General features: G+C 70.5%; 25 protein-coding genes and 1 tRNA gene. 11 read left to right on the top strand and 15 right to left on the bottom strand.

Annotation, left to right across the window (positions count from 1 at the left end):
- Positions 1 to 61 precede the first annotated feature (61 nt).
- The 3 genes from ASC82_RS26325 to ASC82_RS31265 all read left to right on the top strand — a co-directional run bounded on the left by ASC82_RS26325 (position 62) and on the right by ASC82_RS31265 (position 1,809).
- On the top strand, positions 62 to 547 hold the full coding sequence (locus ASC82_RS26325; RefSeq protein ID WP_056652918.1) for a phage holin family protein: 486 nt from the start codon (positions 62 to 64) through the stop codon (positions 545 to 547).
- The gene (locus ASC82_RS26330) at positions 544 to 1,479 is read left to right on the top strand and encodes an alpha/beta hydrolase (RefSeq protein ID WP_056652921.1); all 936 of its coding nucleotides are present in this window, start codon (positions 544 to 546) and stop codon (positions 1,477 to 1,479) included. Before ASC82_RS26325 ends, ASC82_RS26330 begins: the two co-directional genes overlap by 4 nt.
- Before the next feature lie 135 nt (positions 1,480 to 1,614).
- The gene (locus tag ASC82_RS31265) at positions 1,615 to 1,809 is read left to right on the top strand and encodes a hypothetical protein (protein WP_078627229.1); all 195 of its coding nucleotides are present in this window, start codon (positions 1,615 to 1,617) and stop codon (positions 1,807 to 1,809) included.
- A gap of 61 nt (positions 1,810 to 1,870) precedes the next feature.
- Here the strand turns inward: ASC82_RS31265 and ASC82_RS26335 are convergent, their stop codons facing one another.
- The 3 genes from ASC82_RS26335 to nth all read right to left on the bottom strand — a co-directional run bounded on the left by ASC82_RS26335 (position 1,871) and on the right by nth (position 4,810).
- Positions 1,871 to 3,070 carry a MarP family serine protease gene (locus tag ASC82_RS26335; protein ID WP_056652924.1) on the bottom strand — a complete coding sequence of 400 codons (1,200 nt, stop codon included), beginning with the start codon at positions 3,068 to 3,070 and terminating at the stop codon, positions 1,871 to 1,873.
- Positions 3,071 to 3,115: 45 nt separating this feature from the next.
- A complete protein-coding gene (locus ASC82_RS26340) occupies positions 3,116 to 3,820 on the bottom strand; it encodes a CoA pyrophosphatase (protein WP_056652927.1) in 705 nt (234 codons plus the stop codon).
- A gap of 81 nt (positions 3,821 to 3,901) precedes the next feature.
- On the bottom strand, positions 3,902 to 4,810 hold the full coding sequence (nth, locus tag ASC82_RS26345; RefSeq protein ID WP_056652931.1) for an endonuclease III: 909 nt from the start codon (positions 4,808 to 4,810) through the stop codon (positions 3,902 to 3,904).
- Positions 4,811 to 5,116: 306 nt separating this feature from the next.
- On the opposite strand from nth, the gene ASC82_RS26350 reads away from it, so the two are divergent.
- A complete protein-coding gene (locus ASC82_RS26350) occupies positions 5,117 to 5,791 on the top strand; it encodes a Crp/Fnr family transcriptional regulator (RefSeq protein ID WP_015034542.1) in 675 nt (224 codons plus the stop codon).
- Positions 5,792 to 5,879: 88 nt separating this feature from the next.
- Here the strand turns inward: ASC82_RS26350 and ASC82_RS26355 are convergent, their stop codons facing one another.
- The 5 genes from ASC82_RS26355 to ASC82_RS30205 all read right to left on the bottom strand — a co-directional run bounded on the left by ASC82_RS26355 (position 5,880) and on the right by ASC82_RS30205 (position 9,407).
- Positions 5,880 to 6,764, bottom strand: a complete 885-nt coding sequence (locus tag ASC82_RS26355; RefSeq protein WP_056652934.1) for a prohibitin family protein — start codon at positions 6,762 to 6,764, stop codon at positions 5,880 to 5,882.
- Positions 6,765 to 6,939: 175 nt separating this feature from the next.
- Entirely contained in the window at positions 6,940 to 7,770 is an 831-nt protein-coding gene (locus ASC82_RS26360) for an MBL fold metallo-hydrolase (protein WP_056652936.1), read from the bottom strand.
- Complete coding sequence (locus ASC82_RS26365) at positions 7,767 to 8,651, bottom strand: NUDIX hydrolase (RefSeq protein WP_056652939.1); 885 nt, start codon at positions 8,649 to 8,651, stop codon at positions 7,767 to 7,769. Before ASC82_RS26365 ends, ASC82_RS26360 begins: the two co-directional genes overlap by 4 nt.
- A gap of 130 nt (positions 8,652 to 8,781) precedes the next feature.
- Positions 8,782 to 9,252 carry a RidA family protein gene (locus ASC82_RS26370; RefSeq protein ID WP_056652942.1) on the bottom strand — a complete coding sequence of 157 codons (471 nt, stop codon included), beginning with the start codon at positions 9,250 to 9,252 and terminating at the stop codon, positions 8,782 to 8,784.
- On the bottom strand, positions 9,249 to 9,407 hold the full coding sequence (locus tag ASC82_RS30205; protein ID WP_015034547.1) for a DUF4177 domain-containing protein: 159 nt from the start codon (positions 9,405 to 9,407) through the stop codon (positions 9,249 to 9,251). The genes ASC82_RS26370 and ASC82_RS30205 overlap by 4 nt, the downstream gene beginning before the upstream one ends.
- A 73-nt stretch (positions 9,408 to 9,480) precedes the next feature.
- Between ASC82_RS30205 and ASC82_RS26375 the strand changes: the two genes are divergently transcribed.
- A complete protein-coding gene (locus ASC82_RS26375; protein WP_024760178.1) occupies positions 9,481 to 10,443 on the top strand; it encodes an ArsA-related P-loop ATPase in 963 nt (320 codons plus the stop codon).
- Between the two features lie 92 nt (positions 10,444 to 10,535).
- Positions 10,536 to 11,867 carry an ArsA family ATPase gene (locus tag ASC82_RS26380; protein WP_242427818.1) on the top strand — a complete coding sequence of 444 codons (1,332 nt, stop codon included), beginning with the start codon at positions 10,536 to 10,538 and terminating at the stop codon, positions 11,865 to 11,867.
- A gap of 24 nt (positions 11,868 to 11,891) precedes the next feature.
- On the opposite strand, the gene ASC82_RS26385 is transcribed toward ASC82_RS26380, so the two are convergent.
- Complete coding sequence (locus ASC82_RS26385; protein ID WP_015034550.1) at positions 11,892 to 12,236, bottom strand: WhiB family transcriptional regulator; 345 nt, start codon at positions 12,234 to 12,236, stop codon at positions 11,892 to 11,894.
- Between the two features lie 416 nt (positions 12,237 to 12,652).
- Here ASC82_RS26385 and ASC82_RS26390 point away from each other — a divergent pair, with 416 nt between their 5' ends.
- Positions 12,653 to 14,893 (top strand): transglycosylase domain-containing protein, encoded by a 2,241-nt coding sequence (locus ASC82_RS26390; protein WP_056652948.1) that lies wholly within the window; start codon positions 12,653 to 12,655, stop codon positions 14,891 to 14,893.
- Positions 14,894 to 14,972: 79 nt separating this feature from the next.
- On the opposite strand, the gene ASC82_RS26395 is transcribed toward ASC82_RS26390, so the two are convergent.
- A complete protein-coding gene (locus ASC82_RS26395; RefSeq protein ID WP_056652951.1) occupies positions 14,973 to 15,437 on the bottom strand; it encodes a GatB/YqeY domain-containing protein in 465 nt (154 codons plus the stop codon).
- A 74-nt stretch (positions 15,438 to 15,511) separates the two neighbouring features.
- Here ASC82_RS26395 and ASC82_RS26400 point away from each other — a divergent pair, with 74 nt between their 5' ends.
- The 3 genes from ASC82_RS26400 (at position 15,512) to ASC82_RS26410 (ending at position 17,326) form a co-directional block, all read left to right on the top strand.
- On the top strand, positions 15,512 to 16,450 hold the full coding sequence (locus tag ASC82_RS26400; protein WP_056652953.1) for a metallophosphoesterase: 939 nt from the start codon (positions 15,512 to 15,514) through the stop codon (positions 16,448 to 16,450).
- A 17-nt stretch (positions 16,451 to 16,467) separates the two neighbouring features.
- A complete protein-coding gene (locus tag ASC82_RS26405; RefSeq protein WP_056652956.1) occupies positions 16,468 to 17,214 on the top strand; it encodes a Pr6Pr family membrane protein in 747 nt (248 codons plus the stop codon).
- Positions 17,215 to 17,252: 38 nt separating this feature from the next.
- Positions 17,253 to 17,326: transfer RNA gene (locus ASC82_RS26410), tRNA-Pro, on the top strand.
- A 172-nt stretch (positions 17,327 to 17,498) separates the two neighbouring features.
- On the opposite strand, the gene ASC82_RS26415 is transcribed toward ASC82_RS26410, so the two are convergent.
- On the bottom strand, positions 17,499 to 17,804 hold the full coding sequence (locus tag ASC82_RS26415; RefSeq protein ID WP_056652959.1) for a hypothetical protein: 306 nt from the start codon (positions 17,802 to 17,804) through the stop codon (positions 17,499 to 17,501).
- 230 nt (positions 17,805 to 18,034) lie between these two features.
- On the opposite strand from ASC82_RS26415, the gene ASC82_RS26420 reads away from it, so the two are divergent.
- Positions 18,035 to 19,396 (top strand): DUF1254 domain-containing protein, encoded by a 1,362-nt coding sequence (locus ASC82_RS26420; RefSeq protein ID WP_056652962.1) that lies wholly within the window; start codon positions 18,035 to 18,037, stop codon positions 19,394 to 19,396.
- Between the two features lie 337 nt (positions 19,397 to 19,733).
- Here ASC82_RS26420 and ASC82_RS26430 read toward each other — a convergent pair whose 3' ends face one another.
- The 4 genes from ASC82_RS26430 to ASC82_RS26445 all read right to left on the bottom strand — a co-directional run bounded on the left by ASC82_RS26430 (position 19,734) and on the right by ASC82_RS26445 (position 22,691).
- Positions 19,734 to 21,350 carry an MFS transporter gene (locus ASC82_RS26430; RefSeq protein WP_056652968.1) on the bottom strand — a complete coding sequence of 539 codons (1,617 nt, stop codon included), beginning with the start codon at positions 21,348 to 21,350 and terminating at the stop codon, positions 19,734 to 19,736.
- Between the two features lie 112 nt (positions 21,351 to 21,462).
- Entirely contained in the window at positions 21,463 to 21,837 is a 375-nt protein-coding gene (locus ASC82_RS26435; RefSeq protein WP_079039545.1) for a hypothetical protein, read from the bottom strand.
- Positions 21,838 to 21,913: 76 nt separating this feature from the next.
- Positions 21,914 to 22,204: an SHOCT domain-containing protein gene (locus ASC82_RS26440; RefSeq protein ID WP_056652973.1), complete on the bottom strand. Its 291-nt coding sequence runs from the start codon at positions 22,202 to 22,204 to the stop codon at positions 21,914 to 21,916.
- Between the two features lie 25 nt (positions 22,205 to 22,229).
- On the bottom strand, positions 22,230 to 22,691 hold the full coding sequence (locus ASC82_RS26445) for a DUF6325 family protein (protein ID WP_199862614.1): 462 nt from the start codon (positions 22,689 to 22,691) through the stop codon (positions 22,230 to 22,232).
- Positions 22,692 to 22,749: the final 58 nt, after the last annotated feature.

Consider the following 22,749-nt stretch of genomic DNA (forward strand, 5'->3'; position numbering starts at 1 on the left):
TAGAAGAGGACTCGCACCGTAGAAGAGAACCTCGGACCGCAGAAGAGAAGAGGGAGCAGCGATGAGCGACCCGTTCGACGGAACCGAGCGCAGCCTCGGCCAGCTGGTCGCCTCGGCGACCGCCGAGATGTCCGCGCTGGTGCACGACGAGATCGCCCTGGCCAAGGCGGAGATCAGGCAGGACGTCAAGCGCGGCGCGATCGGCAGCGTCGCGGGCATCGCCGCGGGCGTGGTGCTGCTGTTCTCGCTGCCGATGCTGAGTTTCGCACTCGCGTACGCCATCAACACCTGGACCGGCGGGCACAACGGTGACGGGGGCTGGAACCTCGTCTGGTGCTTCCTGCTCTCCTTCACGGCGAACGTGCTGCTCGCGGGGCTCCTCGGCCTCCTGGCGTACGCCAAGTTCAAGAAGGTCAAGCCGCCGGAGAAGTCCATCGCCTCCGCGAAGCAGACGGCCGCGATCATGCAGAACGTGAAGCCGCACCCCCGCCCGGAGCAGCGCCCGGCGCTGGACAAGGCCTCCGCTGTGGCACGCTCGTCCGTATGACCCTCCCCGAGAGCAGCAACGGCAACGGCGGGCCCGTCCGGCTCGACGGGCCGTGGACCCATCGCGACGTGGCCGCCAACGGCGCCCGCTTCCACATCGCCGAGATGGGCGACGGCCCGCTGGTGCTGCTCCTGCACGGCTTCCCGCAGTTCTGGTGGACCTGGCGCCACCAGCTCCCGGCCCTGGCCGACGCGGGGTTCCGGGCCGTGGCGATGGACCTGCGCGGGGTGGGCGGCAGCGACCGCACGCCCCGGGGTTACGACCCCGCCAACCTGGCCCTCGACATCACCGGCGTGATCCGCTCCCTCGGGGAGCCGGACGCGGCGCTCGTCGGGCACGACCTGGGCGGCTACCTCGCCTGGACGGCGGCGGTGATGCGGCCCAAGCTGGTGCGCCGCCTGGCCGTCTCCTCGATGCCGCACCCGCGCCGCTGGCGCTCGGCGATGCTCGCCGACTTCGCCCAGTCGCGGGCCGGCTCGCACATCTGGGGCTTCCAGCGGCCGTGGCTCCCGGAGCGCCGGCTCGTCGCGGACGACGCGGCGCTCGTCGGGGAGCTGATCCGGGACTGGTCGGGGCCGCGCCCCGCCGACGACGAGGCCGTCGAGGTGTACCGGCGGGCGATGATGGTCCCGTCGACGGCGCACTGCTCGATCGAGCCGTACCGCTGGATGGTGCGGTCCCTGGCCCGCCCCGACGGCGTCCAGTTCAACCGGCGCATGAAGCGGCCCGTACGAGTGCCGACGCTGCACCTGCACGGCTCCATGGACCCGGTGATGCGGACCCGCAGCGCGGCCGGCTCGGGACAGTACGTCGAAGCGCCGTACCGCTGGCGGCTCTTCGACGGCCTCGGCCACTTCCCGCACGAGGAGGACCCGGTGGCCTTCTCCACGGAGCTCGTCAACTGGCTGAAGGACCCCGAGCCCGACCGCTGACGCACCGTCCGCACACCTGCCCGGCCGCTCTTCTGACGCACAGACATCCGTCGAACGGCCATGTGCCCGGCGCATACTCCAATTGGCGGGCCCCCGGGCGGTTACCGACCTTGGGCCACGGGCAGACGTCGAGGTATGGGCTGGACGCACGACTACGGTGACACAGCACGCAACCGCCGCTCGGCCGCTGGGCCGGGCTCCCGAGAGAGGGGTGGCCCGCAGGACCAGGGCCACGCGCACGCCGTGCCAGGGGTAGGGATCTCGCGCATCCTGCGCCGCCGGGCGCGCTGGGTCTCGGCCCGGCTCCGGCATCCACGCGACACCCCTTAGGGGGTAGGGGGCGGGGGCTGCCCGCCCCCGGGCCGTCGGCTCCCGGGCTGTGGACTGTGGGTTACAGCGCGCAGCCCTGGGTGTCGACCTGCTGGGCGGCGCTGAGGCCGCGCTCGATGTCCTCGCGGATCTCGTCGACGGTCAGGGCGTAGCCCGTGTTCACGTCGTCGAGGGAGCGGGCGAAGATCACGCCGAACACCTCGCCGTCCTCGGTGAGGAGCGGGCCGCCGGAGTTGCCCTGGCGCACCGTCGCGTACAGCGAGTACACGTCCCTGCGCACCTCGCCCCGCTGGTAGATGTCGGGGCCCTTGGCGCTGATACGGCCCCGCACGCGGGCCGATCGGACGTCGTACGAGCCGTTCTCCGGGAAGCCGGCGACGATCGCGCCCTCGCCGCTGCGGCCGTCCTCCTCGGTGAAGCGCAGCGGCTCCGCCTTGAGGTCCGGCACGTCCAGGACGGCGATGTCGCGCTGCCAGTCGTAGAGGACGACCTTGGCGTCGTAGAGCTTGCCCTCGCCGCCTATCTGGACGGTCGGCTCGTCGACCCCGCCGACGACATGGGCGTTGGTCATGACCCGGCGGTCGGAGAAGACGAAGCCGGTGCCCTCGAAGACCTTGCCGCAGCTCTGCGCGGTGCCGACGACCTTCACGATGGAGCGCTGGGCGCGGGCGGCGACGGGGCTGTCGGCGAGCGCCGGGTCGGGCGGTGTGACCTGGGTGATCGGCTCGTTGGCGAAGGGGCTGAAGACCGGCGGGAAGCCGCTGCGGGCCAGCGTGGAGGTGAAGTCGTCGAACCAGCCGGACGCCTGATCCGGCATCACCTGCTCGACCCCGAGCAGGACCTTGGAGTTCCGCACCTCCTTGCCCAGGGTGGGCAGCGAGGTACGGGCGAGGGCGGAGCCGATCAGCCAGGCCACGAGGAGCATCGCGACCACGTTGACCAGTGCGCCGCCGGTGGCGTCCAGGGCGCGCACCGGTGACCAGGTGATGTGCCGGCGCAGCTTGTTGCCGAGGTGGGTCGTGAAGGCCTGGCCGACCGAGGCGCTGACGATGACGATCATCACGAAGACGACCGTCGCCGTGGTCGAGACCTCGCTGTTGTCCGTCAGCTGGTTCCAGAGGACCGGGAGCAGCAGCACGGCGACGAGACCGCCGCCGAGGAAGCCGATCACGGACAGGATGCCGACGACGAAGCCCTGGCGATATCCGATGACGGCGAACCACACGGCGGCGAGCAGCAACAAGATGTCCAGCACGTTCACCGTCGATAGCCTCGCAAATTCGTTTCGGTCGCCGGGGTCAGCCTGTCATGAGCGCCAGTCGAGCGGGACCTGCTTGGCCCGGTCCCAGGGACGCTCCCAGCCGGAGAAGTGCAGTAGCCGGTCGATCACTCCGGCCGTAAAACCCCAGACCAGCGCGGACTCGACCAGGAAAGCGGGACCCTGGTGGCCGCTCGGGTGGACGGCCGTCGCGCGGTTCGCGGGATCCGTGAGATCCGCCACGGGCACGGTGAAGACGCGGGCGGTCTCGCCGGGGTCGACGACCCCGACCGGGCTGGGGGTGCGCCACCAGCCGAGGACGGGGGTGACGACGAAGCCGCTGACCGGGATGTAGAGCTGCGGCAGCACGCCGAAGATCTGGACCCCCGCCGGGTCGAGCCCGGTCTCCTCCTGGGCCTCCCGCAGGGCGGCGCGCAGCAGCCCGCCCTGCGCCGGGTCGCCGTCCTCGCGGTCGAGGGCGCCGCCCGGGAAGGAGGGCTGCCCCGCGTGCGAGCGGAGGCTGCCGGAGCGCTCCATGAGGAGCAGCTCGGGTCCGCGCTCGCCCTCGCCGAAGAGGACGAGGACGGCGGACTGGCGGCCGGCGCCACTCGCGGGCGGCAGGAAGCGGCTCAGCTGCTCGGGCGCGACCGTGCGGGCGGCCCGGTCGACGGGGCCGAGCCAGCCGGGCAGCCCGTCCCTGCTGAGCAGCCCGCCGGTGCCGGGCCCGTGGATCTCTTCGTCAGTGCGCGTCATAGGCACCCCCGAGTTTCACAACGCGATCGATGTACGGGTTCGTTCCCTCCGGAGCTCTTGCGGGTGTCCGGGGAACGGGTCTCAGCCGTCGCTCGCGCCCAGCGGGGGCGCGGGGCGGCCCGGGTAGCCGGGCGGCGGGTTGAGCCGCTGGCCCGGGAAGCCGCCCATCTCGTACTTGAGCAGCTTCTTCGCCTTCTCCGGGTCCGTCTCGCCCTCGCCGTACGAGGGGCAGAGGTGGGTGATCGGGCAGGCGCCGCACGCGGGCTTGCGGGCGTGGCAGATCCGGCGGCCGTGGAAGATCACCCGGTGCGAGAGCATGGTCCACTCGCTCTTCGGGAAGATCTCGGCGATCTCCGCCTCGATCTTGACCGGGTCCTCCTGCTCGGTCCACTTCCAGCGCCTGACGAGGCGCATGAAGTGGGTGTCGACGGTGATGCCGGGGACGCCGTAGGCGTTGCCGAGGACGACGAACGCGGTCTTGCGGCCGACGCCGGGGAGCTTGACGAGGTCCTCAAGGCGGCCGGGGACCTCTCCGCCGAAGTCGTCCCTGAGGGCGGCGGCCAGGCCCATGATCGACTTGGTCTTGGCCCGGAAGAAGCCGGTCGGGCGGATCAGCTCCTCGACCTCCTCCGGCACGGCGGCGGCGAGGTCCTCGGGCGTGGGGTACTTCGCGAAGAGGGCGGGGGTGGTCTGGTTGACCCGCAGGTCGGTGGTCTGCGCGGAGAGGACCGTGGCGACGACCAGCTCGAAGGGGTTCCGGAAGTCGAGCTCCGGATGGGCGTACGGGAAGACCTCGGCCAGCTCGCGGTTGATCTTCCGCGCCCGCCGGACCATCGCGAGCCGCGACTCGGGCTTGACGGGCCTGGCCGGCTTGGCGGGGGCGACCTTGGCGGGGGCGGGCTTGGCCGGGGCGACCTTGGCGGGCTTGGCCGACTTGGTCGCCTTGGAGATCGCCTTGGAGGTCGTCTTAGAGGTCTCCTTGGAGCCCACATCCGTCCGATTTGAGGCTTTCGCCCGCTTCGACACGCCGTGTTCGCCCACGGCGGAATTACCTTCGCCCGACACTCTTTCAGCCCCCTTGGCCTGCGCTCTCACCGGCGAGTTGGACACCCGGCCAGCCTAGGGGCCACCACCGACATCCGCCCCGGGCATGGCCGATCGGACCCCAATCGGGCCCCTGCCGTACGCACGGGTAGCCAAGTGCGTCAAACTTGTTGTGATTGATCGCACTGTTTTGTGCGTCCGGCATCATGGGACCCAGGTCCTTTGAGCAGGTCGACAGTATGGAGAGAACTCGTGGACGACGTTCTGCGGCGCGCCCCGCTCTTCGCGGCGCTCGATGACGAGCAGGCCGCCGAGCTGCGCGCCTCGATGAGTGAGGCGACGCTCGCCCGTGGCGACGCGCTGTTCCACGAAGGCGACCCCGGTGACCGCCTGTACGTGGTCACCGAGGGCAAGGTGAAGCTGCACCGCACCTCCCCCGACGGCCGCGAGAACATGCTGGCGGTCCTCGGCCCCGGCGAGCTCATCGGTGAGCTGTCCCTCTTCGACCCGGGCCCGCGCACCGCCACGGCCACGGCGCTGACCGAGGTCAAGCTGCTCGGCCTCGGCCACGGCGACCTCCAGCCCTGGCTGAACGCCCGCCCCGAGGTGGCCACCGCGCTGCTCCGCGCGGTCGCCCGCCGGCTACGCAAGACCAACGACCAGATGTCCGACCTGGTCTTCTCCGACGTGCCGGGCCGTGTCGCCCGCGCGCTCCTCGACCTGTCGCGCCGCTTCGGCGTGCAGTCCGAGGAGGGCATCCACGTCGTCCACGACCTCACCCAGGAGGAGCTGGCCCAGCTGGTCGGCGCCTCCCGCGAGACGGTCAACAAGGCGCTCGCCGACTTCGCCCAGCGCGGCTGGCTGCGCCTTGAGGCCCGCGCCGTGATCCTGCTGGACGTGGAGCGCCTCGCGAAGCGCTCGCGGTAAGCGCCAAGCACCTCCAGCGCCTCCGTACGTACGGAAAGGCCGCCCCGGCCATCGGACCAGGGCGGCCTTTCCGCATGTCAGGGAGCGGTCAGCGCTTCGAGCCGTCCACGATCACCGGGGCCGAGCCGCCGTTCGCGCAGGGCACGGTGTAGATCGGGTTCTTCGCCGCGGCCTCCTTGAACGCGTCGATGCACTGGTTCATGAGGACCTTGTCCGTCAGCGAGTCGTTGAGGATCTTGTTGGCGCGGGCGATGCCCTCCGCCTCGATCCGGCGCCGGTCGGACTCGGCCTTGGCGGTGCGGGCGGCCTCAAGGGCACGCTCGGTCGACTGCTGCTGCTGGATCTTGCGGTCGATCTGGCCCTGGAGCGAGTCCGAGGGCTTCACGTTCCGCAGGTTGACCGTGGTCACGTCGATGCCGCGCGGGACGAGGCGCTCCTTGATCAGGGCGCCGATCTCGGCGTTGATCTTCTCGCGGTCGGAGGCGTAGCCCTGCTCGCTGGTGTAGCGGGCGAAGACGTTGCGGACGATCTCCCGGCTGTCCGGGTAGACGAGCCGCTGCTGGATGGCGTCCTCGCTGCCAGCGAGCTTGTACAGCTCGACCGACTTGGACGGGACGACGGCCCACTTCACCGTGACCTCGGCGTACATGACGCCGCCCTGCGAGGAGCGGACCTCGACGACGTCCTTGTCGGAGAGGTTGAGGTCGACGGGGCGGGTGGAGAAGGTCGTGACGTCGGTGAACGGCGACTTCACGTGCATGCCGGAGGTCATGGGCGAGCCGACCTTGCCGAAGGCGACCGGCACGCCGACCTCGTACGCGCTGATCACGTACGTCATGCTCACGACGAGCGAGAAGAGGCCGGCGACGACCGCACCGACGGCGCCGAGCTTCAGGCCCTTCGAGTCGTTGGAACGTGCGACGAAGAAGAGCACCACTGCGGCGATGAGCAGCAGAATGGCGATGACGAACACGGGCGATCCCCCCGAAAGCTACGGCCAGAAGTAAGCGGAGCGTAAAGCACAGGTCAAGACGACCGACGCGCCGGGGGCCAGCCCGGTTCCGGATCGTGACAACTCCCCGGCCCGGATCGTGACCACTCGGCGGCGCCTGCCCTTCCGACCGGCCCCGCCCCGCCCCGACCGCCCCTCACACCAGGCCGTGCTCCCGCAAGTACTCCAGCTGCGCCCGTACGGACAGCTCCGCCGCCGGCCACAGCGAGCGGTCCACGTCCGCGTACACGTGCGCGACGACCTCCGCCGCCGTCCGGTGGCCGCTCTCGACCGCCGTCTCGACCTGGGCGAGCCGGTTCGCCCGGTGCGCCAGATAGAACTCCACGGCCCCCTGCGCGTCCTCCAGGACCGGCCCGTGCCCCGGCAGGACCGTGTGCACCCCGTCGTCGACGGTGAGGGAGCGCAGCCGCCGCAGCGAGTCCAGGTAATCGCCGAGCCGCCCGTCCGGATGCGCGACCATCGTCGTGCCGCGCCCGAGGATCGTGTCCCCCGTCAGCACCGCCCGGTCGGCGGGCAGGTGGAAGGAGAGCGAGTCGGAGGTGTGCCCGGGCGTCGGGACGACCCGCAGCTCCAGGCCGCCGACCGCCACCACGTCCCCCGCGCCGAGCCCCTCGTCGCCGAGCCGCAGCGCCGGGTCGAGGGCCCGCACGGCGGTCCGGGTCAGCTCGGCGAAGCGGCCCGCGCCCTCCGCGTGGTCCGGGTGGCCGTGGGTGAGCAGGGTGAGCGCGACCCGCTTGCCGAGCTTCTCCGCGGTCTCGACGACATGGCGCAGATGGCCCTCGTCGAGCGGACCCGGGTCGACGACGACGGCGAGGTCGGAGCCGGGCTCGGAGAGGAGCCAGGTGTTCGTGCCGTCGAGGGTCATCGCGGACGGGTTCGGCGCGAGGACGTTCACCGCGCGGGCGGTCGCGGGGCCGGAGACGACGAGCCCGCGCGGCTGCCCGGGCAGGGCGGCGGCGTCGCTCATCCCTCACCCCCGACGGGGATGATCTTGGTGAATTCCTCGTGCCCAGGCCAGCTCAGGACCAGCTCGTCGCCCTCCAGGCGCGCCTGTGCGAGCACGGGGGTCAGGTCCTGGCCCCCGGCCGCCTCCAGCGCCTCGGCGGCCGTGCCGTACGGCTCCAGGGTCCGCAGCGTCGAGATCGTCGGCGGCATCATCGTCAGCTCGCCGCGGTCGTAGCCGGCCGCGGCCTCCGCCGGGCGGATCCAGACCGTGCGGTCCGCCTCCGTGGAGGCGTTCCGCGTGCGCTGCCCGGCCGGGAGCGCGGCCACGAAGAACCACGTGTCGTACCGCCGCTGCTCGAACTCGGGCGTGATCCAGCGCGCCCACGCGCCGAGCAGGTCCGAGCGCAGGACGAGCCCGCGCCGGTCGAGGAAGTCGGCGAAGGACAGCTCCCGGGCGACGAGCGCCTCCCGGTCGCGCTCCCAGTCCTCGCCGGTGGTGTCGCCGACCACGGTGTCCGCGGTCTCCCCGGCGAGCAGGACGCCCGCCTCCTCGTACGTCTCGCGTACGGCCGCACAGACCACGGCCTGGGCCTGCGCCGCGTCGCCCTCGTCGAAGCCGAGGCGCGCGGCCCAGACGGCGAGGGAGGGCCCGGCCCAGCGCACCGGCTGCTCGTCGCGCGGGTCGACCCCGCCGCCGGGGTAGGCGTACGCGCCGCCCGCGAAGGCCATCGAGGCGCGACGGCGCAGCATGTGCACGTCGGGCCCCGCGGCCCCGTCCCGCAGGAGGAGCACGGTGGCGGCCCGCCGGGGGCTCACCGGGGTGAGCTCGCCCGCGGCGAGGGCCCGGATGCGGTCGGGCCATTCCGGCGGGTACCACTGACCGTTCGGCTGAGCATTCGACATGGGCGGATGCTATGCGCAAGCACTCGAATGCACGAGAGCCGGTTCCTTCCCTCGAAGGCACCGGCTCTCGTCACGAACTGCTGAGGACGGCGGGCGATCAGGCCCATGTCGGACCTCGATCAGACCACCGTCAGGCCTCGACCAGCTCCACCTGGACCTCGACCTCGACCGGCGCGTCGAGCGGCAGCACGGCCACGCCGACGGCGCTGCGCGCGTGCACGCCCTTGTCGCCGAGGACCGCGCCGAGCAGCTCGCTGGCGCCGTTGATGACGGCCGGCTGCCCGGTGAAGTCGGAGGCGGAGGCGACAAAGCCCACGACCTTCACAACCCGCTTGATCCGGTCCAGGTCACCGGCGACCGACTTCACGGCCGCGAGGGCGTTCAGCGCGCAGGTGGCCGCGAGCTGCTTGGCCTCCTCGGCGGTGACCTCGTCGCCGACCTTGCCGGTCACCGAGAGCTTGCCCCCGACCATCGGGAGCTGGCCCGAGGTGTAGACGTACACGCCCGACTGCACGGCCGGCTGGTAGGCGGCCAGCGGCGGCACGACCTCCGGCAGGGTCAGGCCGAGCTCGGCGAGCCTCGCCTCGACGGCCCCGCTCACGACTTGGCCCGCTTCAGGTAGGCCACGAGCTGCTCGGGGTTGTTCGGCCCGGGCACGACCTGGACGAGCTCCCAGCCGTCCTCGCCCCAGGTGTCCAGAATCTGCTTCGTCGCGTGCACCAGAAGCGGCACCGTGACGTACTCCCACTTGGTCATGGAGGCGACTGTATCCGCTGCCGCGGGGCGGCCTCCTGATTGGGCGCCGCCGCCAGTGGTTAGGCTCGACAGCGTGAGCAGGCTCCAGGTCGTCAGCGGCAAGGGCGGTACCGGTAAGACGACGGTCGCCGCCGCCCTCGCGCTCGCCCTCGCGACGGAGGGCAAACGCACCCTCCTCGTCGAGGTCGAAGGCAGACAGGGCATCGCACAGCTCTTCGAGACGGAAGCGCTTCCGTACGAGGAACGCAAGATCGCCGTCGCGCCGGGCGGCGGGGAGGTGTACGCGCTGGCGATCGACGCCGAGCGCGCGCTCCTCGACTACCTCCAGATGTTCTACAAACTGGGCGGGGCGGGGCGGGCACTGAAGAAGCTCGGCGCGATCGACTTCGCGACGACGATAGCCCCGGGGGTACGGGACGTCCTGCTGACCGGCAAGGCGTGCGAGGCGGTGCGGCGGCGCGAGAAGCACGGCGGCCACACCTACGACCACGTGGTCATGGACGCGCCGCCCACCGGCCGCATCACCCGCTTCCTCAACGTCAACGACGAGGTGGCGGGGCTCGCCAGGATCGGCCCGATACACAACCAGGCGCAGGCCGTCATGCGGGTCCTCAAGTCCCCCGAGACGGCGGTCCATCTGGTGACGCTCCTGGAGGAGATGCCGGTCCAGGAGACGGCGGACGGCATCGCGGAACTCCGCGCGGCCGAACTGCCGGTGGGGCGGGTCGTGGTGAACATGGTCCGCCCGCACGTCCTCGACGAGGCGGCGGTACGGGCCGCCTCCGGCGACCACCGGGACGCGATCGCGCGGAGCCTGGCCTCCGTCGGCGTCCCGGGCGGCACGCGGCTCGTCGAACCGCTCCTCGACCAGGCGGCGGAGCACGCGCGCCGGGTGGAGCTGGAGCGGGAGCAGCGCGCGGTCCTGGACGGCATCGGCGTGCCCGCGTACGAACTCCCCTTCCTCGGGGACGGCGGGGACATCGCGGGGCTCTACCGGCTGGCGAAGGAACTGCGGAAGCAAGGGGTGGGCGCGTGACGGAGAAGGTTCTCGACGCGACCGGGCTCGACGCGCCCCGTCCCGACACGACCGGGCTCGACGCGGTCCCCGTCCTTGAACTCGACCCGCTCATCGACGACCGGGGCACCCGCATCATCGTCTGCTGCGGCGCGGGCGGGGTCGGCAAGACGACCACGGCGGCGGCGCTCGGCGTGCGGGCGGCGGAGCGCGGCCGGCGGGTCGTCGTCCTCACCATCGACCCGGCGCGGCGGCTCGCGCAGTCGATGGGCATCGACTCCCTCGACAACACGCCCCGCAAGGTCGACGGAATCAAGGGCTCCGACGGCGGCGAACTGCACGCCATGATGCTGGACATGAAGCGGACCTTCGACGAGATCGTCGAGGCGCACGCGGACCCCGAGCGGGCCCGGGCGATCCTGGAGAACCCCTTCTACCAGTCCCTGTCGGCCGGATTCGCCGGTACGCAGGAGTACATGGCGATGGAGAAGCTGGGCCAGCTCCGGGCGCGCGACGAGTGGGACCTGATCGTGGTCGACACGCCGCCGTCCCGTTCCGCCCTGGACTTCCTCGACGCGCCGAAGCGCCTGGGGTCCTTCCTCGACGGGAAGTTCATCAAGCTGCTCATGGCCCCGGCGAAGGTGGGCGGCCGGGCCGGCATGAAGTTCCTCAACGTCGGCATGTCGATGATGACGGGGACGCTGGGGAAGCTGCTCGGGGGCCAGTTCCTCAAGGACGTGCAGACGTTCGTGGCGGCGATGGACACGATGTTCGGCGGTTTCCGGACCCGCGCCGACGCCACGTACCGGCTGCTCCAGGCCCCGGGCACGGCGTTCCTCGTCGTCGCCACGCCGGAGCGGGACGCGCTGCGCGAGGCCGCGTACTTCGTGGAGCGGCTGGCGGCCGAGGAGATGCCGCTGGCCGGTCTCGTCCTCAACCGCGTCCACGGCAGCGGCGCGGCCGGCCTGTCGGCCGAGCGGGCGCGGGCGGCCGCGGAAAATCTTGACGAGGGGCGCATGACGGATCAGGGGGGCGGGAAGACTGGACGGAGTGGCTCCCCGGCCACGTCGCCCGAGCCGTCAGACCTCGCCACCGCCGCCGTCGTATCTTCCGTACCCGAGGCTGCCCCCACAGCCGAACCGGCCGCACAGCACCCCGACGTAGACGCAGACGACATCGCCGTACGCGACGACATCGACGTACGCGTGGACACGGACGCACCCGCAGACACGGACGTACGACATCTCACCGCGGGACTTCTGCGCCTGCATGCCGAGCGCATGCGGGTGCTCGCGCGTGAGCAGCGCACGCGCGACCGCTTCACCGCGCTCCACCCCGAGGTGGCGGTGGCCGAAGTGGCCGCCCTGCCCGGCGATGTGCACGACCTCGCCGGGCTGCGGGCCATCGGTGACCGGCTCACGGCCGGTCGGATGCCCTCGGCCTGAGCCGAGTGGCCGTCCCTGTCGGGACTAGCCGACCGCGGCGTACGCCTCGTACGTCGCGTCGTCCTCGATCGCCACGGGCAGCAGGCCCGCACCCCGCTCGTACTCCGTCCGCGCCGTCTCCAGGAGCCGGCGCCACGAGGTGACGGTCGGCCGTCGGCGCAGCAGGGCACGGCGCTCGCGCTCCGTCATGCCGCCCCACACACCGAACTCCACGCGGTTGTCGAGGGCGTCGGCCAGGCACTCGGTCCGCACCGGACATCCGGTGCACACCGCCTTTGCCCTGTTCTGTGCCGCTCCCTGCACGAAAAGTTCATCCGGATCGGTAGTGCGGCAGGCCGCCTGCGCACTCCAGTCAGCTACCCAGCCCATACCGGCGCCGTCCTCTCCCGAATCGAGGCTCCCCCACGGCGGCAGCGGCATATTCACCGCTGCCAGTTGGGACGTTACGGAAGGTGGGCACAGCGCAACACCCCCTTCGGGCCCAATCTTGAATGGCCCGAACGGACTATGCGTGCGCGTCAGATCACCCAGGGGAGTGATCGAAGGACATGCGTGTGATAGGGGACATACCGCCTGGATACGCCCTTCCTCACCGGTGCCACTTCGGACACCGGGTGACGCATGGTCCGGAAACGGACACGAGCTTCCCGTGTTTCGGGGTCACGGGAATTCATGTCGATGTCACGCACGGGTCTTGATGCGAGACCGCACTGCTGTGACAGTTGTGAGCAGCTTAGGCCAAGGCATATACGCGTGTCCGGCGAATGAGAACGTAGGCTGCCCCCATGGCAAAGAAGCGCTCGGGCGGTGGTCTGACCGGGACCCAGCAGGCCGCCAAGTTCCTCGGTGTCAGTGTGCTCTCCGGAGCCGTGCTGGCAGGCATCGCCCTGCCCGCGGCCGGAGCACTCGGCTTGGCCGCGAAGGGCACGGTCGAGGGATTCGACGAGATTCCCTCCAACCTGAAGACCCCGCCGCTGAGTCAGCGCACCACCATTCTCGACGCCGAGGGCGGGCTCCTCGCCACGGTGTACTCGCGGGACCGGAAGGTCGTCCCGCTGGACAAGATCTCCCCGTACATGCAGAAGGCGATCGTCGCGATCGAGGACGGCCGCTTCTACGAGCACGGGGCGATCGACCTCAAGGGCGTGCTGCGCGCGATCAACCGCAACGCGCAGTCGGGCGGAGTCGCGCAGGGCGCGTCCACGCTGACCCAGCAGTACGTGAAGAACGTCTTCGTCGAGGAGGCGGGCGACGACCCCGAGAAGGTCGCGCAGGCCACCCAGCAGACCATCGGCCGGAAGGTCCGCGAGCTGAAGTTCGCGATCCAGGTCGAGGAGGAGCTGGGCAAGAAGAAGATCCTCGAGAACTACCTCAACATCACGTTCTTCGGTCAGCAGGCGTACGGCATCGAGGCCGCCTCCCAGCGGTACTTCTCCAAGCCGGCCGCCGACCTGTCCCTGGGCGAGGCCGCGATGATGGCCGGTCTCGTCCAGTCGCCGAGCCGCTACGACCCGATCAACGACATCCAGGAAGCCACCAAGCGCCGCAACGTGGTCCTCCAGCGGATGGCCGACGTGAAGGACATCAGCCAGGCGGAGGCGGACAAGGCGAAGGCCGCGCCGCTCAAGCTGAAGGTCAAGACGCCGAAGAACGGCTGCATCACCGCCGTCGACGGCGCCGGCTTCTTCTGCGACTACGTCCGCAAGACGATCCTGTCCAGCCCGGTCTTCGGGAAGACGGCCGAGGAGCGGCAGAAGCTGTGGAACCTGGGCGGTCTCACCGTCAGGACCACGCTCTCCCCGAAGGCGCAGGCGGCGGCCAACGAGGCAGCCGTGGCCAAGGTCAACAAGGACGACGGGGTCGCGACCGCCGTCGTCCAGGTCGAGCCCGGCACCGGCAAGATCCTGTCGATGGGCCAGTCCCGCCCGTACGGCCTGGACCAGAAGCAGCACCAGACGACGCTCAACCTCGCCGTCGGCAGCAAGATGGGCGGCACCACGTACGGCTTCCCGGTCGGCTCGACCTTCAAGCCGATCACGGCCGCCGCCGCGCTGGAGAAGGGTCTGAGCCCGGCGCAGAGCTTCGACACGCCGTGGAAGATCACCATGAAGGAGAACGACTTCACGCGCTGCGACGGCAAGCCGGCGGGCTACGCCGAATGGCCCGTCCAGAACGAGCTCGAGTCGGAGAAGGGGGCGTACGACATGACGAGCGCCCTCGGGAAGTCCATCAACACGTACTTCGCCAAGCTGGAGCAGATGGCCGGCCTCTGCGAGACGCTGACGATGGCGAAGAAGGTCGGCTACGAGCGCGAGCTCGGCAAGTCCATCGCGCAGAGCCCGTCGGCCACCCTCGGCAGCCTCGAGAGCACCCCGCTCGACATGGCCTCCGTCTACGCGACCTTCGCCAACCGCGGCATCTACTGCCTTCCGATCGCCATCGAGTCCATCAAGGGCGCCAACGGCGACAAGCTGAACGTGCCGCAGACGAAGTGCACGCGGGCGATGTCCGACCGCACCGCCGACACCATCAACCAGATGCTGAAGGGTGTCGTCGAGGACGGCACGGGCCAGAAGGCCGGCCTCAGCGACCGCGACAACGCGGGCAAGACCGGTACCACCGAAGGCCGCAAGGACGCCTGGTTCGTCGGCTACACGCCGAACCTTTCCACCGCCGTCTGGGTCGGCGACGACGTCGGCAAGCGCGACGAGATGTTCGACCTCACCATCGGCGGCGTCTACTACGAGAAGGTCTGCGGTGGCTGCCTCCCCGGCCCCATCTGGCGGATCGCGATGACGGGCGCGCTGGGCGACGAGAAGCCGGGCTTCAACACCATCTCCGTACCGCGGGCCGAGAAGCCCAAGGACAAGGAGAAGGAGGGCGACGAAGGCCCGAACAAGCCGAAGAAGCCGGGCGACAACAAGCCGGGGGCCACGAAGCCGCCGACGAACCCGTTCCCCGGGATCACGATCCCGCCGGACCTGTTCGGTGACGGCAACAACGGCAACCGCCGCGGCAACCGCTGACGTCAGCGGTCCGGTACGTACGAGGAAGGGCGCCCCACTCCCGGTGGGGCGCCCTTCCTCGTACGTACCGCTGTGCGGATCAGCCCGCGAGCAGCTTCTTCACGGAGGCGGCGACACGGCCGCCCTCGGCCTGGCCGGCCACCTTCGGGTTCACGATCTTCATGACGGCGCCCATGGCACGCGGCCCCTCGGCGCCCGCGGCCTTCGCCTCCTCGACGGCCGCCGCGACGATCCCGTCGAGCTCCTCGTCGCTGAGCTGCTTCGGCAGGTACGCGTCGAGAATCACGCCCTCCGCGCGCTCCCGCTCGGCGGACTCGGCACGGCCGCCCTGGGTGAAGGCCTCCGCGGCCTCGCGGCGCTTCTTCGCCTCCTTGGCGATCACCTTGAGCACCTCGTCGTCGGAGAGTTCGCGCTTGGACTTGCCCGCGACCTCCTCCATGGTGATCGCGGTGATGGTCAGCCGCAGGGTCGAGGAACGCAGTTCGTCGCGCCCCCTGATCGCGGCGTCGAGGTCGGCCTTGAGCTTCTCCTTGAGCGTGGTCATGGGGTCAAGTGTGGCAGGTGCCCCACCCCACCCGCCCGCACATTTCCACCCGCCGGGTCTGCGACGATGGTGCGATGCGCGCACGGTACGGGATCCCCCTCAAGGTCACGGCAGGTCTCACGGCGACGGCGGCGGCCGGACTCGTCTACGCGGCGGGCTTCGAAGCCCGCTCCTTCCGGCTCCGCCGGGTGACCGTGCCCGTACTCCCGCGCGGCATGCGCGACCTGCGGGTCCTTCAGGTCTCCGACATCCACATGGTCAGCGGCCAGCGCAAGAAGCGGGCCTGGCTCCAGTCGCTCGCGGGACTCCGCCCGGACTTCGTCGTCAACACCGGCGACAACCTCTCCGACACCGAAGCGGTGCCGGAGGTCCTCGACGCGCTCGGGCCGCTCATGGAGTTCCCCGGCGTGTACGTCTTCGGCTCCAACGACTACTACGGGCCGATGCTGCGCAACCCCGCCCGCTACCTGATGGAGAAGGTGCAGGGCCGCCACGGCCTCAACGGCAACAAGCCGGTCGTCGGCGCCGTCCACAACCCGTGGGAGGGCCTGCGGGACGCCTTCGACGCGGCGGGCTGGGTGAACCTCACCAACACCCGCGGCACGCTCAAGCTGCCCACGGCCGAGCTGGCCTTCACCGGCCTGGACGACCCGCACATCAAGCGCGACCGGTACGAGCGCGTGGCCGGCGGCCCCGACGCCGCGGCCGACTTCACGATGGGCGTCGTCCACGCCCCGTACCTGCGCTCGCTCGACGCCTTCACGGCGGACGGCTACGAGCTGATCCTCGCCGGGCACACCCACGGCGGCCAGCTGTGCATCCCCTTCTACGGGGCGCTCGTCACCAACTGCGACCTGGACACCGACCGCGTGAAGGGGCTCTCCACGCACACCGTCGGCCGCCACACCTCGTACCTGCACGTCTCGGCGGGCTGCGGCACCAACCGCTTCACCCCGGTCCGCTTCGCCTGCCCGCCCGAGGTCACCCTGCTCACGCTGACGGCCCGCCCGTAACCACCTACGGTGGGGGGATGCTCACGCCCCACTCCGCAGGCTCGTCGACCGTGCCGGCCTCCGCCGTCACACCCCCCGCCCGGCGCCGCCCCTTCGTGGCGGCGTTCCGCGGCCTGATCGCCCTGTGCGCGGCGACGGGAATCGTCATCGAGTGCGTCCACGGGAGCGTGCTCGTCGTCCTGAGCTTCTTCACGATCTGGTCGAACATCCTGGTCGCCGTGGTCTTCGGCTGGGGCGCCGTCCGCGCCTGGACCCGCCGCCCGCCGCTCCCCGCCCTGTGGACCGGCGGCGTCCTGCTCTGCATCACGGTGGTCGGGCTCGTCTTCCACCTGATCCTCGACAACGAGGCGAGCGAGTTCAACCAGGCCGCCGAGATCGCCCGCCTCACCGGCGCGAAGGCCGTCGCCAACCAGCTGCTCCACACCGTCACCCCGATCGGCGCGGCAGTCGACTTCCTCCTCCTCACCCTCCCCGGCGCCCTCCGCTGGCGCCACGCCGCCCAGTGGCTCGCCGCCCCGGGCGTCTACTTCGCCTTCGCCCTGATCCGCGGCGAACTGATCTCCCCGGACGCCCCCACCCGCTACACGTACCCGTTCCTCGACGTCACCGTCCACGGCTACGCCGGCGTCCTCGCCAACGCGGTCGTGCTGGGCGCCGTCTTCTCCGTCCTCGGCCTCGCGATCGTCGGCCTGGACCGCGTCCGACCTGCGGTGCGGCTCTCCGAAAACCGGATTTCGTCTCAGCGCGCGCGTGGGCTAAAGTAAGCGATGTCGCCGCGACGTGAAGAACAGAGCAGCGACATCGGGGTGTAGCGCAGCTTGGCAGCGCGCTTCGTTCGGGACGAAGAGGTCGTGGGTTCAAATCCCGCCACCCCGACAGCCAAAACAGCAGGTGAGGCAGCTATCGAATTCGGTAGCTGCCTCACCTGTTTCTGTCTGCGCGTCCATCTGCGTGAGTAGGTCGACGGTAGACGGGATGGGAGTCAGGGCGAGTATTCGGCGAAGGTCGGCAAACCGTGGCAGCTCCGCCCCAAGGCCGCTCCGTCGACCTACTCCTGAATTGCCAGGTCCGGATGTGCGAACACGAAGAGCATGTACGCAACGGCCGCTGCGGTACCCACCGCCGAGAGCGCCAGGCCGGTCAGTGGCTGCGCGCGGCTGACGCCCTGCCTTGCGGCAGCGCGGTATTCGATGACACCCAGGACGAGACCCGTGAGGCCGAGCGGCAGGGCCAGAGCCCAGACGAGCATCCAGAACGGGCAGCAGAACCAAAACGCAACGGAAGCCGCACCGAAAACGACGGAACGGCTCATCCGCCCAGATCTGTCGTCAGCCGGATCATCAGCGTGGGTCATGCTCTGATCAAAGCAGCAGGGTGGGGAGGCTCAGCAGCCACCCTGACAATCACCGTGCCCCTCGCGTGCCCGATCCAGCGGGGAGTCACGGGGAACAGGCGCCGCGCCCGAGGCAGGGCCGAACGGGTGACGCTCCTCCCCCGTCAGGGAGCGCGGTTGCGGGCCTCTTGGAGAGCGATGACCGTTATAGGGCTTGTGTTCCCTTATTGGTGCATCGGATCGGAGTCCGCATGGACGCGCAGACGTTGAAGCAGCAGATCGCCACCGCCCACGAGAAGGCGCGGGCCGACGAGGGCTACTGGCTCGGCATGGCGGCCTTCCGTTACGGCTTCCCGCTCCTGGAGATGCACCGCAGCCTGTGGGAGTGGCACGTCGACACCGCTGCACCGACGCACCTCGGCGCGATCAACGAGATCCACCACACCCCGCGCCGCGCGGAGCCCAAGGACACGTACTTCGTCACGCCGATCGTCGACGCCCCGTACTCGCGCACCTTCGTGGACCTGTCCGACGGCGCTGTGGTCCTCACCGTCCCGCCCGTCACCGACCGCTACTTCACCGTCCAGCTGCTGGACATGTACACCAACAGCTTCGCCTACGTCGGTACGCGCATGGGCGACACCACCGGAGGCGACTACCTGCTGGCCGGGCCGGGCTGGCGCGGCACCGTCCCCGAGGGCATCACCCGGGTCGTCACGGCCCCCACCCCCCTCGTCTGCCTGCTGGCCCGCGTCACGATCCTCGACGACGACGTCCCCGCCGCCGTGGCCCTGCAGAAGCGGATCGCCCTGCGCCCCGCCGACCCGGCCACCGGCAAGCCCGACCCCTCGGTCAACCCGCCCGCCCGTGACTGGCGCGGTGAGGGCGGCGATCCGCTGGACTTCTACCGGATGCTCGCCGACTGCCTGAGCGCGAGCCCTCCCCCGGCCGCCGACGCCGGCGTCCTCGGGCTGATCGCCCGCATCGGCATCACCCCGCACCGCCCCTTCGACCCCTCCGGGCTGCACCCCGCCGCCGTCGACGGCCTGCGGCGAGCCGTCGCGGACGGGCTGCGCGACCTGTACGCGGACATGCCGTTCGCCGGCCCGTCCCGCAACGGCTGGGTCATGGTCGACGTCGACACCATCGGCGACTGGGGCACCGACTACTTCTCCCGCCTGGAGATCGCCCAGATCGGCCTGCTCGCCAACAGCGCGAAGGAGGCGTACTACATCGGCGCCATCCTCGACGGCGACGGCGACCCGCTCTCCGGCGAACACCGCTACGAACTCCGCTTCGGACCCGACGACTTCCCGCCCGTGGACGCCTTCTGGTCGGTGACCATGTACCTCAATCCGCAGGGCTTCCTCGTCGAGAACCCGATCGGCCGCTACCACCTCGGCAGCCTCACCAAGGACCTCACGTACGGCCCCGACGGCTCCCTCACCCTCTACCTCCAGCGCGAGAACCCCGGCCCGGACAAGGAGTCGAACTGGCTCCCCACCACCGAGCCCGGCGTCCTGTTCCGCCTCATCCTGCGCCAGTACCTCCCCACCCCCGCCATCCTCACCGGCCGCTACGCACCCCCGGCCGTCGTCCGCGTCGACCGCTGACCCTCCGCTCTCCCCTCCCCTCCCCTCGCGATGCGATCCGCCTGCATCTCGACCTCGCCACAGGGGACGACCACCGCCCCGAAGTCGCCGGCATCCACCTCGGCTCCGCCGCCGATGTCCTCGATCTCCGCCTGAACGAGATCCCGGCCCACACGCTCGATCTGGTCCTCGAGACGCACCCCGCGGACGGGCTCGCTCCCTTCCTGCGCGACGCCTTCACCCGCGAGGCCCGGCTCAAGCCGCAGTGCACCACCGCCGTGCTGATCCGCGACTTCCGGCTCCTCGACATGCTGCGCCAGGCTCCCGGCGCATGAGCCGGCCCGGGTCGGCGAGGCCGCTACGGCTTCGTCGACCCGGGCTGGACGGTCGGGATGCGCTGGGTGAAGAACAGGGCGACGAGGGCCGCGAAGGCGAGGATGGCGAGTGCGGCGCGCAGGCCGTCGAGTCGCGCGGCGGCGTTCGCGTCCATTACCTGCTGCGTCTGTTCCTCGTCGGCGCCCGCTTCGTCGAGGGCGCTCTCCAGCTGGGCGTCGGAGAGGAAGGGGATGCCGCTCTGGAGTTCGGTGGTCGCCTGGCTCTTCACGCTGTCCGGGACCGTCGGGTTCTGCTCGACGCTTGCCAGGAAGGACGAGGTGAGCGAGGCGATCAGGAGGGATCCGGCGAGTGCGGTGCCGATCGAGGCGCCGAGGTTGGTGACGGCGTTCTGGACACCGCCGACCTCGGCGCTCTTCGCCTCCGGCATCGCGGAGACGGTGACGGATCCCAGCTGGGAGGCGAGTGCGCCCATCCCGAGCCCGATCAGGAGCATCGGGATCGTGACGACTTCCGCGCCGGCGTCCGCGTCGAGCGCGGCCATCAGGATCACCGCGCCGAGGAGCAGGCCGATGATCCCGAGGCGTACCACTCGTCGGGGCGAGACGTCCGGGAGGAAGCGCGGGATGAGGACCGCGGCGGCGAGCAGGGTCACCGAGAGCGGCAGGAGCCGGACGCCGGTGGCGAGCGCGGACAGGCCCAGGGCGACGGACAGGTAGAGCGGGACGAGGAAGAACACGCCCATCTGGACGAGGTACTGGAAGAAGAACATCGTCAGCCCACCGGTCAGCTGCTTGTTCTGCAGCATGGTGGGGTCGAGGAGGGGCTCCTTGTGCTGCCGGACGAGGCGGGCCTCCCAGCGGAGGAACAGCCAGGTCAGTGCCATGCCCAGCAGCATCAGCCACACGGTCAGGGAGATCCCGAAGATGGCGGGCGCGTCGGGCTTGGGCTGGAACCAGCCCCACTCGTCGGAGCGGAGCACGCCGTAGACGAAGCTCCCCAGCCCGAGGGCCGAGAGCACGACACCGACGCCGTCGATGCGGGCCCGTTGCTCACTCACCGCGTCGGCGATCGGACGGGCGAGGACGAGGATGCCCAGGACCACGAGGACCTCGCCGGCGAACACCCATCGCCAGGAGAAGTACGCCGTCGCGAAGCCGCCGATCAGCGGGCCCAAGGCGATCGCCACCGCACCGGCCGCGGCGACGAGACCGTAGGCCGCGGGACGCCGCTCCGTAGGGAAGTTCCCTGCCACGAGCGCCACGATCGCCGGCAGGATCAGCGAGGCTCCGATGCCCTCCAGGAACGACCAGCCGATCAGCAGCACCGTGAGGGTGGGTGCCAGGGCGGTGGTCAGGGAGCCGCAGCCGTAGATGACGCAGCCGATGAGGAAGGCCCGCTTGCGGCCGATCAGCGCCCCGACCTTCCCGCCGGGGATCATGAACATCGCCATGACCAGGGTGTAGGCGGTGATGGCCCCCTGGATCCCGGCCACCGTGGTGCCGACGTCCTCGGCCACCGTCGCGATCGAGACGTTCATGACGGAGCTGTCGAGCGCCATCAGGAACTGGCCGGACGCCAGTACCAGCAGAACGAGTCGCGACTTCGCGGAGCCTTCGGCAGTATCTGTTCCCGGTGCCATGCCCGGTAGGGTCCCAGCCCCCCGAGTGGGCAGGACGTACGACCCGCCGCGCGGCGGCGATCAATCGGTCGTTACGGAGCGGGGGCCGCCCGTGGACCGGGAAGCCTGCCGGTCAGCTCTGCGGCAGGCGAGGTGCGGCGCACAGCGCCCAGATGACGATGACGTCGATCGCGATCAGCAGCATCGCCCAGAACGGGTAGTACGGCAGCCACATGAAGTTCGCGATCATGCCCAGGCCTGCCAGCGCGACACCGACGAAGCGCGCCCACAGGGCGCCCTTGAACAGTGCGAGACCCGCGAGCACCATGATGATGCCGAGGATCAGGTGGACCCAGCCCCAGCCGCTCAGGCTGAACTGGTAGACGTAGTTGCGCGTGGTGACGAACACGTCGTCCTTGGCGATGGCGGCGATGCCCTGGAAGAGGGTCATCAACCCGACGAAGATCATCAGTACGGCGGCGAACACCACCCATCCCCCGACGGCCATGCCGCCCTGGGACGGGCTGTGCGCCGCGTCGCCACGCTCGGTTCCTCTGACGTTGCTGGACATGTGGGTCTCCCGGTCAGGAAGCGAGGATCCGGCTCTTCTGCGCCGTGAACTCCTCCTCGGTCAGTACGCCTTGGTCCTTCAGCTCCCCGAGTTCCTTGAGCTGGGCGATCTTGCTGCTCATGTCGTCGGCCGGTGCGGCGGGCGCGGGCGCCGGGGGAGGTGGCGGTGCGTACTGCGGCTCGGCCTGCGCCGGCTCCTGCCGGGCCCAGCGACCGGCCTGGCGCCGTGAGACCCGGTTGGAGACCGCGGTCGCCGTCCCGGCCACCACAGCCGTGCGTGCTACTCCTCGAAGAAGTCCTGGCATGTCGGTCCTCCTTGCTTCACGGGTGTCAGGCCGCGGGCCTGTCGCCCTCTGCCGCCTCCGCGAAGTCGAGCGAGGCCAGAAGAGCCTGTACGGGGATGCGCCCGCCCGCTACGAGCTGCGCGCCGCCGCGCCGCAGTGCGCGCGCGAGGGGAGCCGCCCAGAGGTTCTCGTACACCAGGATTCCGGCCGAATTGCCGGGTTCGAGCGCCGCCCCTGCCTCGTCGAGGTCGTCCTGGCCCAGGAGGCCGGACGAAGCGCCCTCGAACACGGACAGGTCGAGCGTGCCGTCGCCATCCAGATCCGCCAGCTCCAGGGCGACGACACTCCCGTCGTCGTCCTTCTGTACGAAGAGGAGGTCGAGGACGCGGATGACGCCGCGGTCCACCAGGTCGAGAAGCAGGGGGAAGCCTTCACCCGTCATGCGGTTGCCCGGGAACTCGATGACCAGAAAGTCGACCGGCCCCATGTCTTCGATTACGTCGCTCATCACCACTCCAGAGACACGCCGCTCGCAGAACTTGGCCGCACCCGGCCTCGCCCCGCCG

Source organism: Streptomyces sp. Root431 (assembly GCF_001426585.1).
Classification (GTDB): domain Bacteria; phylum Actinomycetota; class Actinomycetes; order Streptomycetales; family Streptomycetaceae; genus Streptomyces; species Streptomyces stackebrandtii.

Coding starts and splice junctions, on each gene's coding strand:
- ASC82_RS26325 (WP_056652918.1), top strand. CDS start 62: ATGAGCGACCCGTTCGACGGAACCGAGCGCAGCCTCGGCCAGCTGGTC.
- ASC82_RS26330 (WP_056652921.1), top strand. CDS start 544: ATGACCCTCCCCGAGAGCAGCAACGGCAACGGCGGGCCCGTCCGGCTC.
- ASC82_RS31265 (WP_078627229.1), top strand. CDS start 1,615: ATGGGCTGGACGCACGACTACGGTGACACAGCACGCAACCGCCGCTCG.
- ASC82_RS26340 (WP_056652927.1), bottom strand. CDS start 3,820: ATGACGCGCACTGACGAAGAGATCCACGGGCCCGGCACCGGCGGGCTG.
- ASC82_RS26360 (WP_056652936.1), bottom strand. CDS start 7,770: ATGAGCGACGCCGCCGCCCTGCCCGGGCAGCCGCGCGGGCTCGTCGTC.
- ASC82_RS26365 (WP_056652939.1), bottom strand. CDS start 8,651: ATGTCGAATGCTCAGCCGAACGGTCAGTGGTACCCGCCGGAATGGCCC.
- ASC82_RS30205 (WP_015034547.1), bottom strand. CDS start 9,407: ATGACCAAGTGGGAGTACGTCACGGTGCCGCTTCTGGTGCACGCGACG.
- ASC82_RS26385 (WP_015034550.1), bottom strand. CDS start 12,236: ATGGGCTGGGTAGCTGACTGGAGTGCGCAGGCGGCCTGCCGCACTACC.
- ASC82_RS26390 (WP_056652948.1), top strand. CDS start 12,653: ATGGCAAAGAAGCGCTCGGGCGGTGGTCTGACCGGGACCCAGCAGGCC.
- ASC82_RS26395 (WP_056652951.1), bottom strand. CDS start 15,437: ATGACCACGCTCAAGGAGAAGCTCAAGGCCGACCTCGACGCCGCGATC.
- ASC82_RS26400 (WP_056652953.1), top strand. CDS start 15,512: ATGCGCGCACGGTACGGGATCCCCCTCAAGGTCACGGCAGGTCTCACG.
- ASC82_RS26405 (WP_056652956.1), top strand. CDS start 16,468: ATGCTCACGCCCCACTCCGCAGGCTCGTCGACCGTGCCGGCCTCCGCC.
- ASC82_RS26415 (WP_056652959.1), bottom strand. CDS start 17,804: ATGACCCACGCTGATGATCCGGCTGACGACAGATCTGGGCGGATGAGC.
- ASC82_RS26420 (WP_056652962.1), top strand. CDS start 18,035: ATGGACGCGCAGACGTTGAAGCAGCAGATCGCCACCGCCCACGAGAAG.
- ASC82_RS26430 (WP_056652968.1), bottom strand. CDS start 21,350: ATGGCACCGGGAACAGATACTGCCGAAGGCTCCGCGAAGTCGCGACTC.
- ASC82_RS26435 (WP_079039545.1), bottom strand. CDS start 21,837: ATGGCCGTCGGGGGATGGGTGGTGTTCGCCGCCGTACTGATGATCTTC.
- ASC82_RS26440 (WP_056652973.1), bottom strand. CDS start 22,204: ATGCCAGGACTTCTTCGAGGAGTAGCACGCACGGCTGTGGTGGCCGGG.
- ASC82_RS26445 (WP_199862614.1), bottom strand. CDS start 22,691: ATGAGCGACGTAATCGAAGACATGGGGCCGGTCGACTTTCTGGTCATC.